Annotated in this window: 14 protein-coding genes; 7 read left to right on the top strand and 7 right to left on the bottom strand. The window is 58.0% G+C overall.

Annotated elements, in window-relative coordinates; genetic code table 11:
• Positions 1-3 precede the first annotated feature (3 nt).
• On the bottom strand, positions 4-459 hold the full coding sequence (locus I3V23_00845) for a DUF1499 domain-containing protein (GenBank protein ID QPI85598.1): 456 nt from the start codon (positions 457-459) through the stop codon (positions 4-6).
• Between the two features lie 175 nt (positions 460-634).
• Between I3V23_00845 and I3V23_00840 the strand changes: the two genes are divergently transcribed.
• Entirely contained in the window at positions 635-841 is a 207-nt protein-coding gene (locus I3V23_00840; protein ID QPI86615.1) for a cold-shock protein, read from the top strand.
• A 63-nt stretch (positions 842-904) separates the two neighbouring features.
• On the opposite strand, the gene I3V23_00835 is transcribed toward I3V23_00840, so the two are convergent.
• Positions 905-1,840 carry a LysR family transcriptional regulator gene (locus I3V23_00835; GenBank protein QPI85597.1) on the bottom strand — a complete coding sequence of 312 codons (936 nt, stop codon included), beginning with the start codon at positions 1,838-1,840 and terminating at the stop codon, positions 905-907.
• A gap of 173 nt (positions 1,841-2,013) precedes the next feature.
• On the opposite strand from I3V23_00835, the gene katG reads away from it, so the two are divergent.
• Together katG and I3V23_00825 are read left to right on the top strand one after the other, a co-directional pair.
• Positions 2,014-4,176, top strand: coding sequence for a catalase/peroxidase HPI (katG, locus tag I3V23_00830; GenBank protein ID QPI85596.1), 2,163 nt, complete (start codon positions 2,014-2,016; stop codon positions 4,174-4,176).
• A gap of 93 nt (positions 4,177-4,269) precedes the next feature.
• A complete protein-coding gene (locus tag I3V23_00825) occupies positions 4,270-5,451 on the top strand; it encodes a hypothetical protein (protein ID QPI85595.1) in 1,182 nt (393 codons plus the stop codon).
• On the opposite strand, the gene I3V23_00820 is transcribed toward I3V23_00825, so the two are convergent.
• The 5 genes from I3V23_00820 to I3V23_00800 form a co-directional block, all read right to left on the bottom strand.
• Positions 5,428-6,198, bottom strand: coding sequence for an aspartate/glutamate racemase family protein (locus I3V23_00820; protein QPI85594.1), 771 nt, complete (start codon positions 6,196-6,198; stop codon positions 5,428-5,430). The genes I3V23_00825 and I3V23_00820 overlap by 24 nt on opposite strands.
• A gap of 293 nt (positions 6,199-6,491) precedes the next feature.
• A complete protein-coding gene (locus I3V23_00815) occupies positions 6,492-7,319 on the bottom strand; it encodes a sulfite exporter TauE/SafE family protein (GenBank protein QPI85593.1) in 828 nt (275 codons plus the stop codon).
• Positions 7,320-7,430: 111 nt separating this feature from the next.
• Complete coding sequence (locus I3V23_00810) at positions 7,431-7,880, bottom strand: YtoQ family protein (GenBank protein ID QPI85592.1); 450 nt, start codon at positions 7,878-7,880, stop codon at positions 7,431-7,433.
• Positions 7,881-7,906: 26 nt separating this feature from the next.
• Positions 7,907-8,887, bottom strand: coding sequence for an Ldh family oxidoreductase (locus I3V23_00805; protein QPI85591.1), 981 nt, complete (start codon positions 8,885-8,887; stop codon positions 7,907-7,909).
• A 32-nt stretch (positions 8,888-8,919) separates the two neighbouring features.
• Complete coding sequence (locus tag I3V23_00800; protein QPI85590.1) at positions 8,920-9,807, bottom strand: LysR family transcriptional regulator; 888 nt, start codon at positions 9,805-9,807, stop codon at positions 8,920-8,922.
• Positions 9,808-9,902: 95 nt separating this feature from the next.
• Here I3V23_00800 and I3V23_00795 point away from each other — a divergent pair, with 95 nt between their 5' ends.
• From I3V23_00795 to I3V23_00780, 4 genes are read left to right on the top strand one after another with little or no spacing between them, the layout of a single operon-like run.
• Positions 9,903-11,351, top strand: coding sequence for an aldehyde dehydrogenase family protein (locus tag I3V23_00795; GenBank protein ID QPI85589.1), 1,449 nt, complete (start codon positions 9,903-9,905; stop codon positions 11,349-11,351).
• A gap of 14 nt (positions 11,352-11,365) precedes the next feature.
• Entirely contained in the window at positions 11,366-12,388 is a 1,023-nt protein-coding gene (locus I3V23_00790) for a membrane dipeptidase (protein ID QPI86614.1), read from the top strand.
• Positions 12,389-12,411: 23 nt separating this feature from the next.
• The gene (locus tag I3V23_00785) at positions 12,412-14,085 is read left to right on the top strand and encodes a hypothetical protein (protein ID QPI86613.1); all 1,674 of its coding nucleotides are present in this window, start codon (positions 12,412-12,414) and stop codon (positions 14,083-14,085) included.
• Entirely contained in the window at positions 14,075-14,737 is a 663-nt protein-coding gene (locus I3V23_00780; GenBank protein QPI85588.1) for a DUF3726 domain-containing protein, read from the top strand. The genes I3V23_00785 and I3V23_00780 overlap by 11 nt, the downstream gene beginning before the upstream one ends.
• Positions 14,738-14,873: the final 136 nt, after the last annotated feature.

Below are 14,873 nucleotides of genomic sequence, written 5' to 3'. Positions count from 1 at the left end.
TGATCAGCGCGCGGCCTGCAACGCAGCGACCCAATCGGCCACGCGTGCCGCATTCACCCCCAAATCACTATAACCAAAGCGCGACCGCGAGAAGATCTGAACCCGCGTCCCCCCCTCATCAGTGGGATCAAGCGTTAGGCTGAGCGCGTCAGGAAAGCCCATCAAACGGCTGCGATAGACATAGGTGACAAAGCCATCCTCTGGTTGGCCTGCCAACAGAACGGCGCCATCGCTGGCGGCCTTCAGTGCGACATCTGCCGCCACATCCGCCAGATTGCGCGGCAACACCAAGGCCTCATCCCCCACCATCAGGGCGAAATTGGGGGTTGATGGCGGCACAGCCAAAGCGGGGCGAATATGATAGCGCGCGGCATCCATTGGCATCACGCGAAAGGCCACCGCCGCAAAAATTACGATGCCAAAAAGCGTTGCAACCGATATGAACAATTTGAACAGCATCTTTTACCCCCAACGATTTATCTTTACGCGAAGCCCATTTCATGCGACACGGGCCGCGCTAGTTATCTGATATCGCTCTTCTGTCCCTCTTTAAAGGCAACAGTGCAGCCTATCTCGCATGACGATTGCCAAGCTGCCACATGGTGTGGGCAGCATAATGACAGGAGACACGGAAATGGCCAATGGCACCGTGAAATGGTTCAATGCAACCAAAGGTTTCGGCTTCATCGCACCTGATGAAGGCGGCAAAGACGTATTCGTTCACATCTCTGGTGTTGAGCGTTCTGGCCTCAAAGGCCTCAACGACAACCAGAAAGTGACTTACGAGCTGGAAAAAGGCCGTGATGGCCGCGAAAGCGCCGTAAATATCACGCTGGTCTAAGGCATAAGCCTCATCCAGTTTGGATTGGAAAAGGTGGGCTTTGGCCCGCCTTTTTCTTTTTGGTTACGCGATTTTGGGCATAAGCCCGCCTGTCATGGCATCGGACGCGCCCGTTTCTGCCGCCTCGCGCACCACATTGGCCAATTTGCGCAACTGATTGGAAAGCGGGCTTGTGCGCCGCCAAATAACCCCGATTTTGCGCGCAGGCGCAGGGGTGCGAAACCGCGCCAAGGCCACGCTCGCAGAGCGCGTCTCAACAGGCACAGCCATTTCAGGGATAAGCGTCACGCCAATCCCCGCCCCCACCATCTGCACAAGCGTTGACAGTGATGAGCCATCCATCACCTCGCGCGGGGTATTTGCGCCAAGTGCGCAAAAAGACAGGGCTTGGTCGCGGAAGCAATGCCCCTCCTCCAACAAAAGCAGTTTCATTTCGCGCAGGGAATTGGCATCGGGCACAGGCTTGCCCGCATCTTCGGGCGGGCGCACAAGAATGAAATCTTCTTGAAACACCTCCACCTCCTCAAAGCTCGGCTCAGATATGGGCAGGGCCACAATCGCCGCGTCCAACCGCCCTTCGGACAATTCCGAGATCAAGCGCGGGGTGATCGTTTCGCGCAATGCCAAATTGGCCTGCGGGTAATACTGCCCCATCAAGCCCACCACACGGGGCAAAAGATATGGCGCAATGGTGGGGATCACACCAAGACGCAGGCGCCCCAAATCATCGCCCCGCGCCGCACGCGCGCTATCGCCCAAATCGTCAACCTCGGCCAATATTCGCTGCGCACGCGCCAAGAACCCAACCCCAAAGGGCGTGGGTCGCACATGGCGGGCGGCGCGCTCGAACAGGGCCAGACCCAAACCATCCTCTAAGGCTTGAATTTGCATAGACAAAGCGGGCTGCGAAATCGCGGATGCGGCGGCCGCATGTCCAAAATGACCATGCTCGGCCACGGCCACCGCATATCGCAACTGTTTCAAGGTGATATTAGCCATAACAAAACCTGATCGCTCACATCAGAAAATCAAAATTAAACTAATCGCTCACTGATGCTAAAACAAGCCTAAGCGCCGTTTGCATGCGAATCCGTGCAACGGCCCTCTGATCACCGAGAACCGCACCCCGATGATGGGGCCTGCATGAGACAACCCAAAAGGAGACTGCCCTCATGGATGGAAATAACATTGGCAAATGCCCCGTGATGCATGGCGCGCAAACCGCGCTTGGCACAACTGTTACCGATTGGTGGCCAAATGCGTTGAACCTCGACATTTTGCACCAACATGATCGCAAGACCGATCCGATGGGCGAGGCTTTCGATTACCGCAAAGAATTGGAAAAGCTCGATATCGATGCGCTGAAGAAAGACATGCACGCGCTGATGACCGACAGCCAAGATTGGTGGCCTGCAGATTGGGGCCATTATGGTGGCTTGATGATCCGCATGGCATGGCACGCGGCGGGCAGCTATCGCACCGCTGACGGTCGCGGCGGTGGCGGCACTGGCAACCAGCGTTTCGCGCCTTTGAACTCTTGGCCCGACAACACCAACCTCGACAAAGCTCGCCGCCTGCTGTGGCCAATCAAGAAAAAATACGGAAATTCCGTATCTTGGGCGGATTTGTTTATCCTCGCAGGCAATATTGCTTATGAATCCATGGGCCTCAAAACCTTTGGCTACTCCTTTGGCCGCGCCGATATTTGGCATCCTGAAAAAGACATCTATTGGGGCGCAGAAAAAGATTGGCTGGGGTCTGAGCGTTATGCCGAAGATCGCGGGTCTGAGACATTGGAAAACCCGCTTGCGGCGGTTCAAATGGGCCTCATCTATGTGAACCCAGAAGGTGTGAATGGTCAGCCCGATCCGCTGCGCACCGCGCATGACGTGCGCGTGACCTTTGCCCGTATGGCGATGAATGACGAAGAAACAGTGGCCCTGACCGCAGGCGGCCATACAGTGGGCAAAGCGCATGGCAATGGCGATGCGGCCAATTTGGGTGCTGACCCTGAAGGTGCCGATGTGCATGAGCAGGGCCTTGGCTGGAACAACCACACCACCCGTGGCGTGGGCCGCGACACTGTCACCTCGGGCATCGAGGGCGCTTGGACAACCCACCCCACGAAATGGGATAACGGCTATTTCCATCTGCTGCTGAACTATGACTGGGAATTGAAGAAATCCCCCGCAGGGGCATGGCAATGGGAACCTGTAAACATCAAGGAAGAGGACAAGCCCGTTGATGTCGAAGACCCATCTATCCGCTACAACCCGATCATGACGGATGCGGATATGGCGATGAAGATGGATCCCGAATATCGCAAGATTTCGGAAAAGTTCTATGCCGATCCTGAATATTTCTCAGAAACCTTCGCCCGCGCATGGTTCAAGCTGACCCACCGCGATATGGGGCCAAAGGCGCGTTATTTCGGGCCAGATGTGCCTGCCGAAGATCTGATCTGGCAAGACCCGATCCCTGCGGGCTCCACGAGTTATGATGTTGAAGCGGTCAAGGCGAAAATCGCGGCAACGGGCCTTTCCATCTCCGAGATGGTCGCGACCGCATGGGACAGCGCGCGCACCTTCCGTGGGTCTGATATGCGCGGCGGTGCCAATGGCGCGCGCATTCGTCTGGCCCCACAAAAGGATTGGGAAGGCAACGAGCCGGCCCGCCTGCAAAAGGTGCTGGCCGCATTGGAACCCATCGCCGCGGAAACAGGCGCAAGCCTTGCGGATGTGATCGTTCTGGCGGGTAATGTCGGTGTCGAGCAGGCGGCCAAAGCCGCAGGTGTCGAGATCACCCTGCCCTTCACGCCAGGCCGTGGTGACGCCACCCAAGAGCAAACCGATATTGACAGCTTCGAAGTGCTAGAGCCCGTCCATGACGCGTTCCGCAACTGGTTGAAAGCGGATTACACCGTGCAACCAGAGGAGCTGATGTTGGATCGTGCGCAGCTTTTGGGTCTGACAGCGCCCCAAATGACCGCATTGATTGGCGGTATGCGTGTGCTTGGCACCAACCATGGCGGCAGCGCGCATGGGGTGTTTACGGATCGTGTTGGCACATTGTCGACCGATTTCTTCACGGCGCTGACCGACATGGCCTATAAGTGGGAACCTGCAGGGCCGAACCTCTACAACATCGTGTCTCGCAAAACAGGCGAAACAAAATGGACAGCCACCCGTGTGGATTTGGTTTTTGGCTCCAACTCAATCCTGCGCGCTTATGCTGAACTTTACGCACAAGACGATAATGCCGCGAAATTCGTGCATGATTTCGCTGCTGCGTGGACAAAGGTGATGAATGCAGACCGCTTTGACGCGGCCGCATAAAACACGCAGCTAAGCAAAGACAGGCGCGCGCCCCAAAAGGGCGCGCGTTTTTTTATCTTTCACAGACCAGACCTGCCTGCTAGCCCTAGGCGCATGCAAACGGCACTTATATTGATCATTGCTTTGGCTGTTGCGGGTCTGTTGATCTGGCCACCCTTGGCAAAATCGACACTCTGGCGCGCCGCAATCACCCCATTGGCCTCAATTATCGGCAGCGGGTTTTTGGTTCTTGGGCCCGTTTTGCACCACGCATTTGGCGCCTATGCCGCGCTTGCAATGGCCGTTTTATGTGCGCTGGCTTGGGGGTTTAGTCGGGCCATTGCTCATAATATCCTGCGATTGGCTGAAGGATCACGCAGGCCCATAGAGATCTGGCTAGATCGCGCCGCGTCATGGGCCTTGGCGTTTGCCTATATGGTGTCGGTGGCCTATTACCTAAATCTGTTTGGCGCTTTTGCAGCCCGCCTGACCCCCGTGACCGATCCGCATGCCGCGCGATGGATCACCACAGGCGCGCTCGGGTTCATCGTGATCTTGGGGCTTGCTCACGGCTTTCATGCCCTTGAACGGGTCGAACAAATCTCGGTTGGGATCAAATTGGCGGTGATTGCGGGGCTTCTTGGCGCGCTATGGTTGGCGCTTGGCACAGATATGCTCGATGGGCAGGGTGTGATCCTAACCCCCGCGACAGAAACGGGCCCCGCAGCCCTGTTTTTGGTGTTTGGGCTGATTGTGACCGTGCAAGGTTTCGAAACGGTGCGGTATATGGGGGCGGAGTATGACCCCGCGTTACGGATCCGCGCCATGCATATGGCGCTGCTTATCGCCACGCTGATCTATATGGCCTATCTTCTGCCCCTCAGCCTAATCTTTACGCCCGACCCGCAAGCCGTCAGCGAAACAGCCATTATCGACATGATGGGCCGTTTGGCCCCAATCCTTGCGCCGCTTTTGATGATTGCGGCGCTGAGTGCCCAGTTCAGCGCCGCTTTGGCCGATACGGGCGGATCAGGCGGGCTGCTCGCAGAATTGACCCGCGACCGCATCGATGCGCGCCAAGGCTATGTCATTTTGGGCGCAGTCGCGCTGATCCTTACATGGGTGGGCGATGTGTTTTCCATCATCGGCTACGCGTCCCGCGCCTTTGCCTTTTATTACGCGCTACAAGCCGCGATTGCGGCGGCAGGCGCGGGCAATTGGCCAAAGCGCCTATTCTTTTTTGCGATGGCCCTCCTAGGTGGGGCGATCACCCTATTCGGCACTTCGGTCGAATAGAGGCTCGGCCATCAAGCGCCCAACGCGCAAGGCGGGCGCAATCCCCGCGAGATGGCACATATGCCATGCCATCACTTGGTTGGACGACAGGGCAACGGCACCTGTCTCGGCCTCGATGGCATCAATGACATCTAAGGTGCGCAAATTCGTGCAGGATAAAAACACCGCCTCGGCCCCACCCCGGTGCAGCAACGCCGTTGCCGCGCGGGTGACAGACGGGCCATCGATGAGCGCAACTGCATGTTCGCGCGCCTCGTTAAAGGTTCCGAACACTGGGCTTTTTACCCCTTGTGCCGCAACTGCGGCGCGCAGGCGGCTTGAGACCTCGGGCACATAGGGTGACAAAAACGCCAAGCGCGTGATCCCCATATGACGGCAGGCCGCCACGAGCGCCGAAAGCGGGTCGGTCACATGGGTCGCGGGGCATCCTTTGCGCAGCAATTCAGCCACCCGCCCCGCCCCGATCACCGATGTCGCCGAGGTGCAACCATATCCCAACACATCAAAGTCCAAAGGGGGCGGCATCAGGGCGGCGGCATCGCTTAGATGCCCCTCCATCGCGGCAAGACTGTCTGAACTGACCGTTTCCGCACTGGGAACGCGGCTGATATAGAGGGCCACATCCTCTTGCGGCAAGATACGGCGCAGGTCGTGCTCTAGCGTTTCATCGGATTGCAACACGACCATGCCCAACACGGCACGGCGCCCCAAAATAGGTGCAACAGTGTAGTCAAACACATCTTCCATGGCCAAGGGCCCCATGCGTGATCGCGATTGCCCTCTATGCTGCGGGGGTTTTGTTATAAATCATGCGCGCCCTGCGACCTCTCATGGCCTATTTGCGCCGCTTTCGTCCCTTTGGCCAAGCCATGTATGAAATGCGAAAGACCAAGATAGGATTTTCCTATCAAGTGAAATCATTCATACACAACTCATTGAATATGATAGCGTTTTCAATGCCACCAAGGGGCATGAGATCTGCGACCTATCCGATAGACGCGTCTTTATGCTGCATTGCTGCTGCCCTTGGTGGCACCCGACTAACCCGTTACAATCGCGTAGACAAAGCGCAAACAGACCAAGGCCAGGAAGAGGCCAAAGGCCAATTCCAAATGCCGCCGCGACAGGCTATGCGCCAATTTCACCCCCAAATTCGCAGTCAGAATAGTGGTTGGCACAAATAGGATCATCCCCAAAAACGAGACATATCCGATGGCATCCATCGGTAACCCCTCTTGGCCGAGGCCCGCGATCATATAGCCAATCGCGCCGGGGACCGAGATCAAAACCCCAATCCCTGCCGATGTGGCCACCGCCTGATGAATGGGGCGGCCATGCAATGTCATGATCATATTTGAAATCTGACCCCCACCAATCCCCATCAGGGCTGACAAAAGGCCAATCAAACCCCCATAGGAATAAAGCCCTGCCCCCGTGGGCAAATCAGCGCCCAAATCCCATTTCTTTGCACCAGAGATCATCTTGATCGCATTGGCCCCCGCCACCACGACAAAAACGATCTGAAAGACGAATGGCGGTGCAAAACGGGCCAAACCCGCGCCGATCAGCACACCTGCCAGAATGGGCAGCGCCCATGATTTCAACAGCGCCTCGTCCACAGCCCCGCGGGCGCGGTGGCCCATATAAGAGCGGATTGAGGTGGGAATAATGATGGCCAATGAGGTGCCAACCGCCAACGGCATCCGCACCTCATCTGAGAGACCCAAGAAGCCGAAGACCTCGTAAAGCACAGGCACAATCAATGCGCCGCCGCCCACGCCGAACAGCCCCGCGAGAACGCCCGTCACTGCACCCGCCGCAAGCAGCATCACTGCCACCATGGCGAATTCCGCCGTCATGAAATCCATCTTGTCCCTCCAGAAAATGCGCACTCCCCGTCACGGGATATGCGCGGCACGCGCGCCGCTTTGGCCCTTTCATACGAAAGCCCCGCAGCACTGCCAAGCGCAGATAACCCCCTAAAGGGTGCCGTCAATCACATAGGCTAGAATTTTTGCAACCTGCGCGGGCGTCTCGGTTACAGCAAGGGCCGCCGCATCAACCTCTTTGAGCGCATGTTGATGATCTGCCCCATGCATCACAATCAGCGACTTTCCCAAGGCCGCCGCATATCCCGCGTCAAAGGCCGCATTCCATTGCTTGTATTTCTCGCCAAAGCGCACAACCACGATATCTGCATCTGCAATCGCCTTACGGGTGCGAATGGCATTGATCTTTGCGCCCTTGTGATCATGCCAGAATTTCTGATCCTCAGCCCCCAAAATAGCCACGCCGCAATCATCACTGGCGGCATGATCGGTCACGGGCGCGGTAAAGCGAACCGAAAGGCCTGCTTCGGCACAGGCGGCGATGATCTCCTCGCGCCATGTCGTGTGAATCTCGCCCGAAAGGTAAACTGTTAAATCCATGGGTTCTCTTCCTGTCTCGCGGCGCGTTAGGCCGCCAATCCTGTAATCTTATCCCAAAGGGCCTGAGGCACATCCACCGATGTCTCCCGCACCCGCCCTTGGCCCGGAACACGCGCACCCTCATCTTCGGCCACGGCCTCCAACAGTCGCGTGATCCGCGCGCCAAACTGATCGCTAAATGTTCCCGTATCCATGGCCAGATAGAATTGCCCCAAACGATGCGGCGGGCCATCTGGCAATTTCAGCCCCCCCACATCGAGCGAATTGACCGAGCCCGTCATCGCGGCCGCCAAGACCTCGGCCATAATGCCAAACCCCCACCCTTTATAGCCACCTGCACTTAACAAGGCACCTTGCAAGGCCGCTTCGGGGTCGGTTGTGGGGCGGCCTTCGGCATCTACGGCCCAACCCAATGGGATCTCCTCCCCTGCATATTTCGCCATGGTGATTTTCCCCAAAGCCACGGCCGAGGTTGAGAAATCAAAATGCACCGACAGCCCCCCTTGCCCATCAGGCACAGACATGGCGATGGGGTTGGTGCCGATGACGCGCCGCTTGCCATTTGGCGCTGCCACCACGGGCGAGGCGTTGGTAAAGCCGATGCAAAGCTTTCCCGCTTGCGCGATTTGTTCGGTAAAATAACCAAGCGAGGTGCAGGTATGGCTTTGCGCCACGGCCAGCATGGCCACGCCTGTTTCATCCACAAGATCGCAGAATTGATCTTTGGCCGCGGCAAAGGCTGGTTGGGCAAAACCAAGTTTTGCATCTGACAAGATCGCAGCCGCCTTGGGACGGCTGACAACAGGCATGACCTGCCCATCAACACGCCCAGAGGCCAATTGCACACAATAGCTTTCGACATATTGCAGGCCGCAAATCACATTGCCATGCGCCTCGGAATGGGCAGTGGCACGGGCCACCTCCCCCGCCTGCCATGCGCCTGCCCCATGGGCCATAAGCGCGGCTTTGGTCACGGTTTCAATCTCGCTGATCGCCACTTGCGCCATGGCCGCCCTCCCTGTGGTCGTTTTGTCAAAGGCTAAGGGCTTGACGCAAGCGGTGCAAGCAAGTCCCAAAATGACTGCGCCACAGGGCTAAGATGGGCGGCGCGGTTCCTTATTTTACACAGCTCACGGCGGCTATGCGGATCATTTGGGGCAAAGAAGCGCAACGCGGGGTCGGCCTCGGTCATCGCGGTTTGGGGCAAAATCGTAATCCCGATACCCGCCCGCACAAAGGCCAAAAGTGCGGTGGTATTGCGCGCCTCAATGCGGCAATCTTGCAATCCTTCGGTCACGCTTGGGTGATCCACCAAATCGCAAAGCGGATTGGCAATCAGCGGCTCGTGGATCAAATCTTGCCACCGCACGCCGCGCCCCTTGGTCATCTGTGCAAATCGCCCGTCATGGCGCGCGACAATCCCTAAAGGGTCGCTCAAAATGACCTCTGCCTCAACGGATGGCGCGGCATTGGCACGCGGGGATTGCGAGATTATCCCAATATCCACCTCGCCCATCGCCACTTGTGCAATCACACTGGCGGTGTCGCTGTCGCGAATATCAAGGCGCACATCAGGGCGGGCCTGCGAAAAGGCCAAAACCGCCCGCGGCAAAAGCGTGATGGTCGCAGAAGGCACCGCCATGACCCGCACAGTTCCCGCCAAAGATCGCGCATGGCGCGCTATGGCATCGAGACTGCGGGTATAGGAATTGGTGGCGCGCCGCGCCTCCTCCAACACCAAACGTCCCAAAGGGGTGAGGCGATTTTTGCGATCCGTTTCAAAGAGGGGCGCGCCCACTTGGGCCTCAAGCTGTGATAGGGCCATCGACAGGGCCGATGGCGTGCGCCCCAATTTCTGCGCCGCAAGCGCCAAGGCCCCCTCTTCGGCCACGGCCAAAAACACGCGCAACATCTCTAACTTGATCATATTTCAGGATTCTTGAAATTTATTTCAATAATTTGAGATTGCCTGAAGTATACCCCCCTGTCTAGGCTGAATGCGCGGTAACAAGGGACAGGTTTATGCAGGGTCAGAATTTCATCAATGGTATGTGGCGCGATGGCGTGGCGCAGATTGCGAATATCAACCCATCTGACACCAGCGATGTGATTGGCCATTTCGCCCAAGCCAGCCATGAAGATTTGACAGAAAGCTTGGCCGCGGCGCGGCGTGCACAGGCCGAATGGTGGGCCATGGGCATTGAGGCGCGGCACAATGTGCTGATGGCCATTGGCACAGAGATGATGGCACGGGCCGATGAACTGGGCGAGATGATTTCCCGCGAGGAGGGAAAACCGCGCGCCGAAGGTCGCGGTGAGGCCTATCGCGCAGGCCAATTCTTTACCTATTTCGCAGCAGAGGCGCTGCGCAATCAAGGCGACCATGCCGAAAGCGTGCGCGGCGGCATTGAGGTGGATGTGCGCCGCGAACCTGTAGGCGTTGTGGCGATCATCAGCCCCTGGAATTTTCCAATCGCAACGCCCGCGTGGAAAATCGCGCCTGCATTGGCCTTTGGCAATGCCGTGATCTGGAAGCCTGCCAACCTAACCCCTGCAAGCGCCGTGATGCTGACCGAGATCATCGCTCGCCAAAACATTCCCAAAGGCCTGTTCAACTTGGTTATGGGCGCAGGGGGCACGATTGGACAGGCTTTGGTGGAAAGTGCCGCAGTGGATGCCATCAGCTTTACAGGCTCGGTTCCTGTGGGCCGCGCCATTGCCGCATCAGCCATTCCCAATATGACCAAGTTGCAAATGGAAATGGGATCAAAGAACCCTATGCTCGTGATGGAGGATTGCGACCTTGATCTGGCTGTGGCCCATAGTGTGAATGCGGCTTTCGGGGGCACGGGTCAAAAATGCACCGCCGCCTCGCGTTTGATCGTGCATGAGAAAATCCACGATGCTTTTGTCGAAAAATTGGTCGCGGCCACAAATAAGCTCGTGGTTGGCCCCGCCCTAGACAGCGCCACGCAAATCGGCCCTGTGGTGAGCGAAGCCCAGCTTAAGAGCAATCTTGATTATATCGCCCTCGGTCAATCCGAAGGGGCAGAGCTTTTATGTGGCGGAACCCGCGCTGAGGCGGATACCACAGGCTATTTCATGCGCCCTGCGGTCTTCGCCAAGACCCGCAATGATATGCGGATCAACCGCGAAGAAATGTTCGCCCCCATCACATCGGTGATTAAGGTGGGCAGCTATGCCGAAGGGCTAGACGTTGCCAATGACAGCGAATTTGGCCTCACCGCAGGGATCATGACCAAAAGCCTTGCCCGCGCCGCCCATTTCCGCGCGCATATGCGGGCGGGCTGCGTGATGGTGAACCTTCCCACCGCAGGCACAGATTACCATGTGCCTTTCGGGGGGCGGGGGGCATCCTCCTACGGGCCACGCGAACAAGGCCGCTATGCCGCAGAGTTTTACACGACAGTCAAAACCTCTTACCTTGGGGTCACGGGGGATTTGGAATGAGTGGAACAGGTGCGATGCATCCCGTGCAAAACCCGCTGATTGACGGGCTGCAATATGCCAATTGGTCGGAAAAAGTCTTTCGCCAGATGCGCGAAGGCGGGGTGGATGCGGTGCATGTCACCATCACCTATCACGAGAATTTCCGTGAAACGGTTCTCAATATCGAAAAATGGAACCGCTGGTTCGAAACCTATCCAGACCTGATTTTTCAAGGCTTTGACGCGAGCGATATTGCCCGCGCGCGCGCCTCGGGGCGCACGGCAATTTTCTTTGGCTCGCAAAACCCCTCCTGCATCGAAGATGACATTGGGTTGGTCGAGGTGCTGCATCGCTTAGGTCTACGGTTCATGCAATTGACCTATAACAACCAATCCCTGCTTGCCACGGGCTGCTATGAGGCCGAGGATACAGGCCTCACCCGCATGGGGCGCGAGGTGGTGGCCGAGATGAACCGCGTGGGTCTGGTCATCGACATGAGCCATTCGGGCGAGCGCTCGACCTTTGAGGCGATGGAACACTCCACCCGCCCGATTGCAATCACCCATGCAAATCTGGCCAGTTGGCACCCTGCCTTGCGCAATAAATCCGATGATCTCTTACGCGCCCTTGGCCAATCGGGGGGGATGCTTGGTTTTTCGATCTATCCCCATCACCTGAAGGGCGGGTCTGCCTGTAGCTTGCAAAATTTCTGCGACATGGTTGCGCGGGCTGCCGATTTGATGGGCGTCTCGCAGATCGGCATTGGAACGGATCTATGCCAAGATCAACCCGACAGCGTGGTCGAATGGATGCGGGTCGGGCGTTGGACGAAAAATATCGACTATGGCGAAGGCAGTGCCGCGCAGGCGGGGTTCCCGCCCATGCCTGATTTCTTTGCCGACAATCGCGATTTTGGCCGTTTGGCCGCAGGGCTGCGCGCAGCGGGGTTTGACGCGGGCAATGTCGCGGCAATCATGGGTGGAAATTGGCAGCGCTTTTTCAGCGAAAGTTTCACCCCCGCAGTGCAGGCTGTCCCCAATACAAAGGCCGCGCAATGATGGATCGGGCGGCGCCCCATATCATGGGCCTTGCGCCGATTGCGCTGCGGGCGCCTGATACGGTCATGCGCCTCGCGCGGATGGGATCAGCCCACCCCACGCGGCTGTCATTTCTGCGCATGTTGCTGCGCCGCATTGAAACCGAAGGGTGGCGGTTTGAGCGGCGTATTTTTGATCTTGACGAAAACGGTGTTGGGTATGCCGTCTATTGCCTACACGGGCCTAAGCGCAGTTATAGCCTTGTGGCCTTTGCCCACGATCTGCCCGCAGATCAACGCTCGGATCGGGTGATTGCGACTGCGTGGGATGCCACCTTTACCCTCTTTGATGGTATCCCCACCGCAGATGATATCACGCGGCTGAGCGCCAATGTGCCCCTGCAAGAGGCAGGGCGCATCAGCCCGCGGGAATTATCCCTCAGCCGCGCCAATCGGTCGGTCAGGTTGTTTGATCATGTTGTGGCCCGCTTGGCCACGGGCCAACAGCCAGAACGCGATGCGCTTGATGAGGTGGGCTATTTAATGCGCACAACCGCCGTTTATGGCTCGTCCAAATTCGGGGCGGCGGAAAATGCCGATATTGCCACGCGGCCAGAATTATGCGCGCCGTTCCAAGCTGAGATGATGTCGGTTTGGCTGACCCGCAGCTTTACCATCGACCTTGTCAATCATCTGGCCCGCGCCAAAGGCGGGGCAGAGGCCACAACGCTTGCGCCCGCATTGGCCCGCAGTCTTGGGGTGGGAAATTCTACAGGTCTTGGCATGGCCCCGTTCTTAGTCCGTCACCCTGCCCTTTTGGACGCTTGGGTGCGGGTGCGCGAAACGGCGCTTGCACGGGTGCGCGGCCAAAGACGGATGTCAGAGGCAGATTTGCGTGCGCTGATCGCGGGCTGCGAGGCTGCGCGCGACACAGCCGCGACATGGCGTTCAAGTCACCCTGTGCAACTGGCCAAATTGGCAGATCTGCGGGGGGATTTGGAAAAGCTGCATCATCATCTCACCACAGGTCGCGGACATTGCGCGAAAGATCTGCCATGGAATGCGATATGGCACTGGGGGGAAGCGCATCTAAGCCTTGAGGGGCAAGAAATGCTCTTGTCGATCCTGCTTGAACCCTGCGGCGCGCTGATTGACGATTTGGAAATGTCGCTGCGCGCAGACGAGCCACCTGCCCCCCCGATTGAGGGGCAAGCGCGGCTTGGCGATCTGCGCCGCGCGATTGAGGGCCGTTACGATTGGGCCTTGTCCTATGATTTCTCAACCCAAGAAGCACGAGCGCGGTTCTGGTATGTCTCGGAAGAAAAGCTTGAACCCCGCCTTGGCGCGCGCTTCGAGGAAGAGGGCGCAACCCGTGAAGCCCCGCTTGGCATCGCCTATTTGATCCGTCAGGCCTATGACGCGATGGCCGCCTACCCTGATGCCACGCCCGCCTATGCGTTTCTTTTGGCCCATCCCGAACATCGCCAAATTCTGCGCCGCCTACAATGGTTGGCGGGGCGCGATTATGGCGAGATTCGCGAAAACCTCATCGGCGCTGACATCCTGCCCATTGATATGATGCGCTATAAGCTGGCCTTTTTTGGGGCCAATCACTTTGATCCGCGCTCGGATAAATGGCTGCGCATCAGCCTCTTTGCGGGGCAAGTTTTCCCTGAACATATCTGCGCACCCGCGCATGGGGGGGCAGATGCAGCTTAGCGCGGGGGAATGGGCGAGCTTGGGCATGAAGGCCGCGCGCGGCGCGGGCTATTCTTGGGGCTTGGCCGAGGAATTCGGCGCAAGTTTGGCGACTTTAGCGCAATGGGGCATCAACGGCGCAGGCCCTGCCCTTGCGTTATGTGCCGCGCAGGCGGTTTTGGGTCTGCCACAGATGACCGAGATTGACGGGCGCGTTTGGGGGCAATCTGGCACACCGCTTTGCCCTGTCACAACGGGCGCGCTGATTTGTGATCTCGGGACGAGCCCGCGGGGTCTTTTTGGCCCAAACCCCGTGACGCTTGCCGCTGTGGCCGAGCCGCTGATGCTGCTGCCGCTCGTGGATGGGCTGGCTGCGCGCGCGGGCCGCGCGGTGCAAATTACAACACCCAAAGCCGCGCTTGTTTTTGGCGGGCTTGTCCCTTTGGCTGCGCGCGACATCACCGAATTTGCAGATCACGCGCGCGGTCACACCCTGACCCTCTGCGCCAAACCAAGCCCCTATGGCGCATCTGTGCTGCGCGCGCCCCATCCCCCCGAAATCACGCCAGAGGCCTACGCAAGCCTTGATCGCTTTGCGCTTGCGACAACCGTGCCCGCCACGGCGCAATCGCGCGAGACGGGCGCAGGTGCGGGCTTGAGCGACAATGATTGATCAGAAGGATACCAAACAGCCCACCGCGGAGGTGGCAAAAAGACCAAGACGCTCTTGCCAAAAAATATTCAGTTTGCACGAAAATTTCAGCCTCACCTGGTTGACCCTCGTGCCGAGACCGGCATGCTAAGCCCAT

The sequence above is a fragment of the Rhodobacterales bacterium HKCCA1288 genome (assembly GCA_015693905.1).
Lineage (GTDB): Bacteria > Pseudomonadota > Alphaproteobacteria > Rhodobacterales > Rhodobacteraceae > M30B80.
Note: the sequence above shows the minus strand (reverse complement) of the source record. Positions and strands in the feature narration are given on the sequence as shown.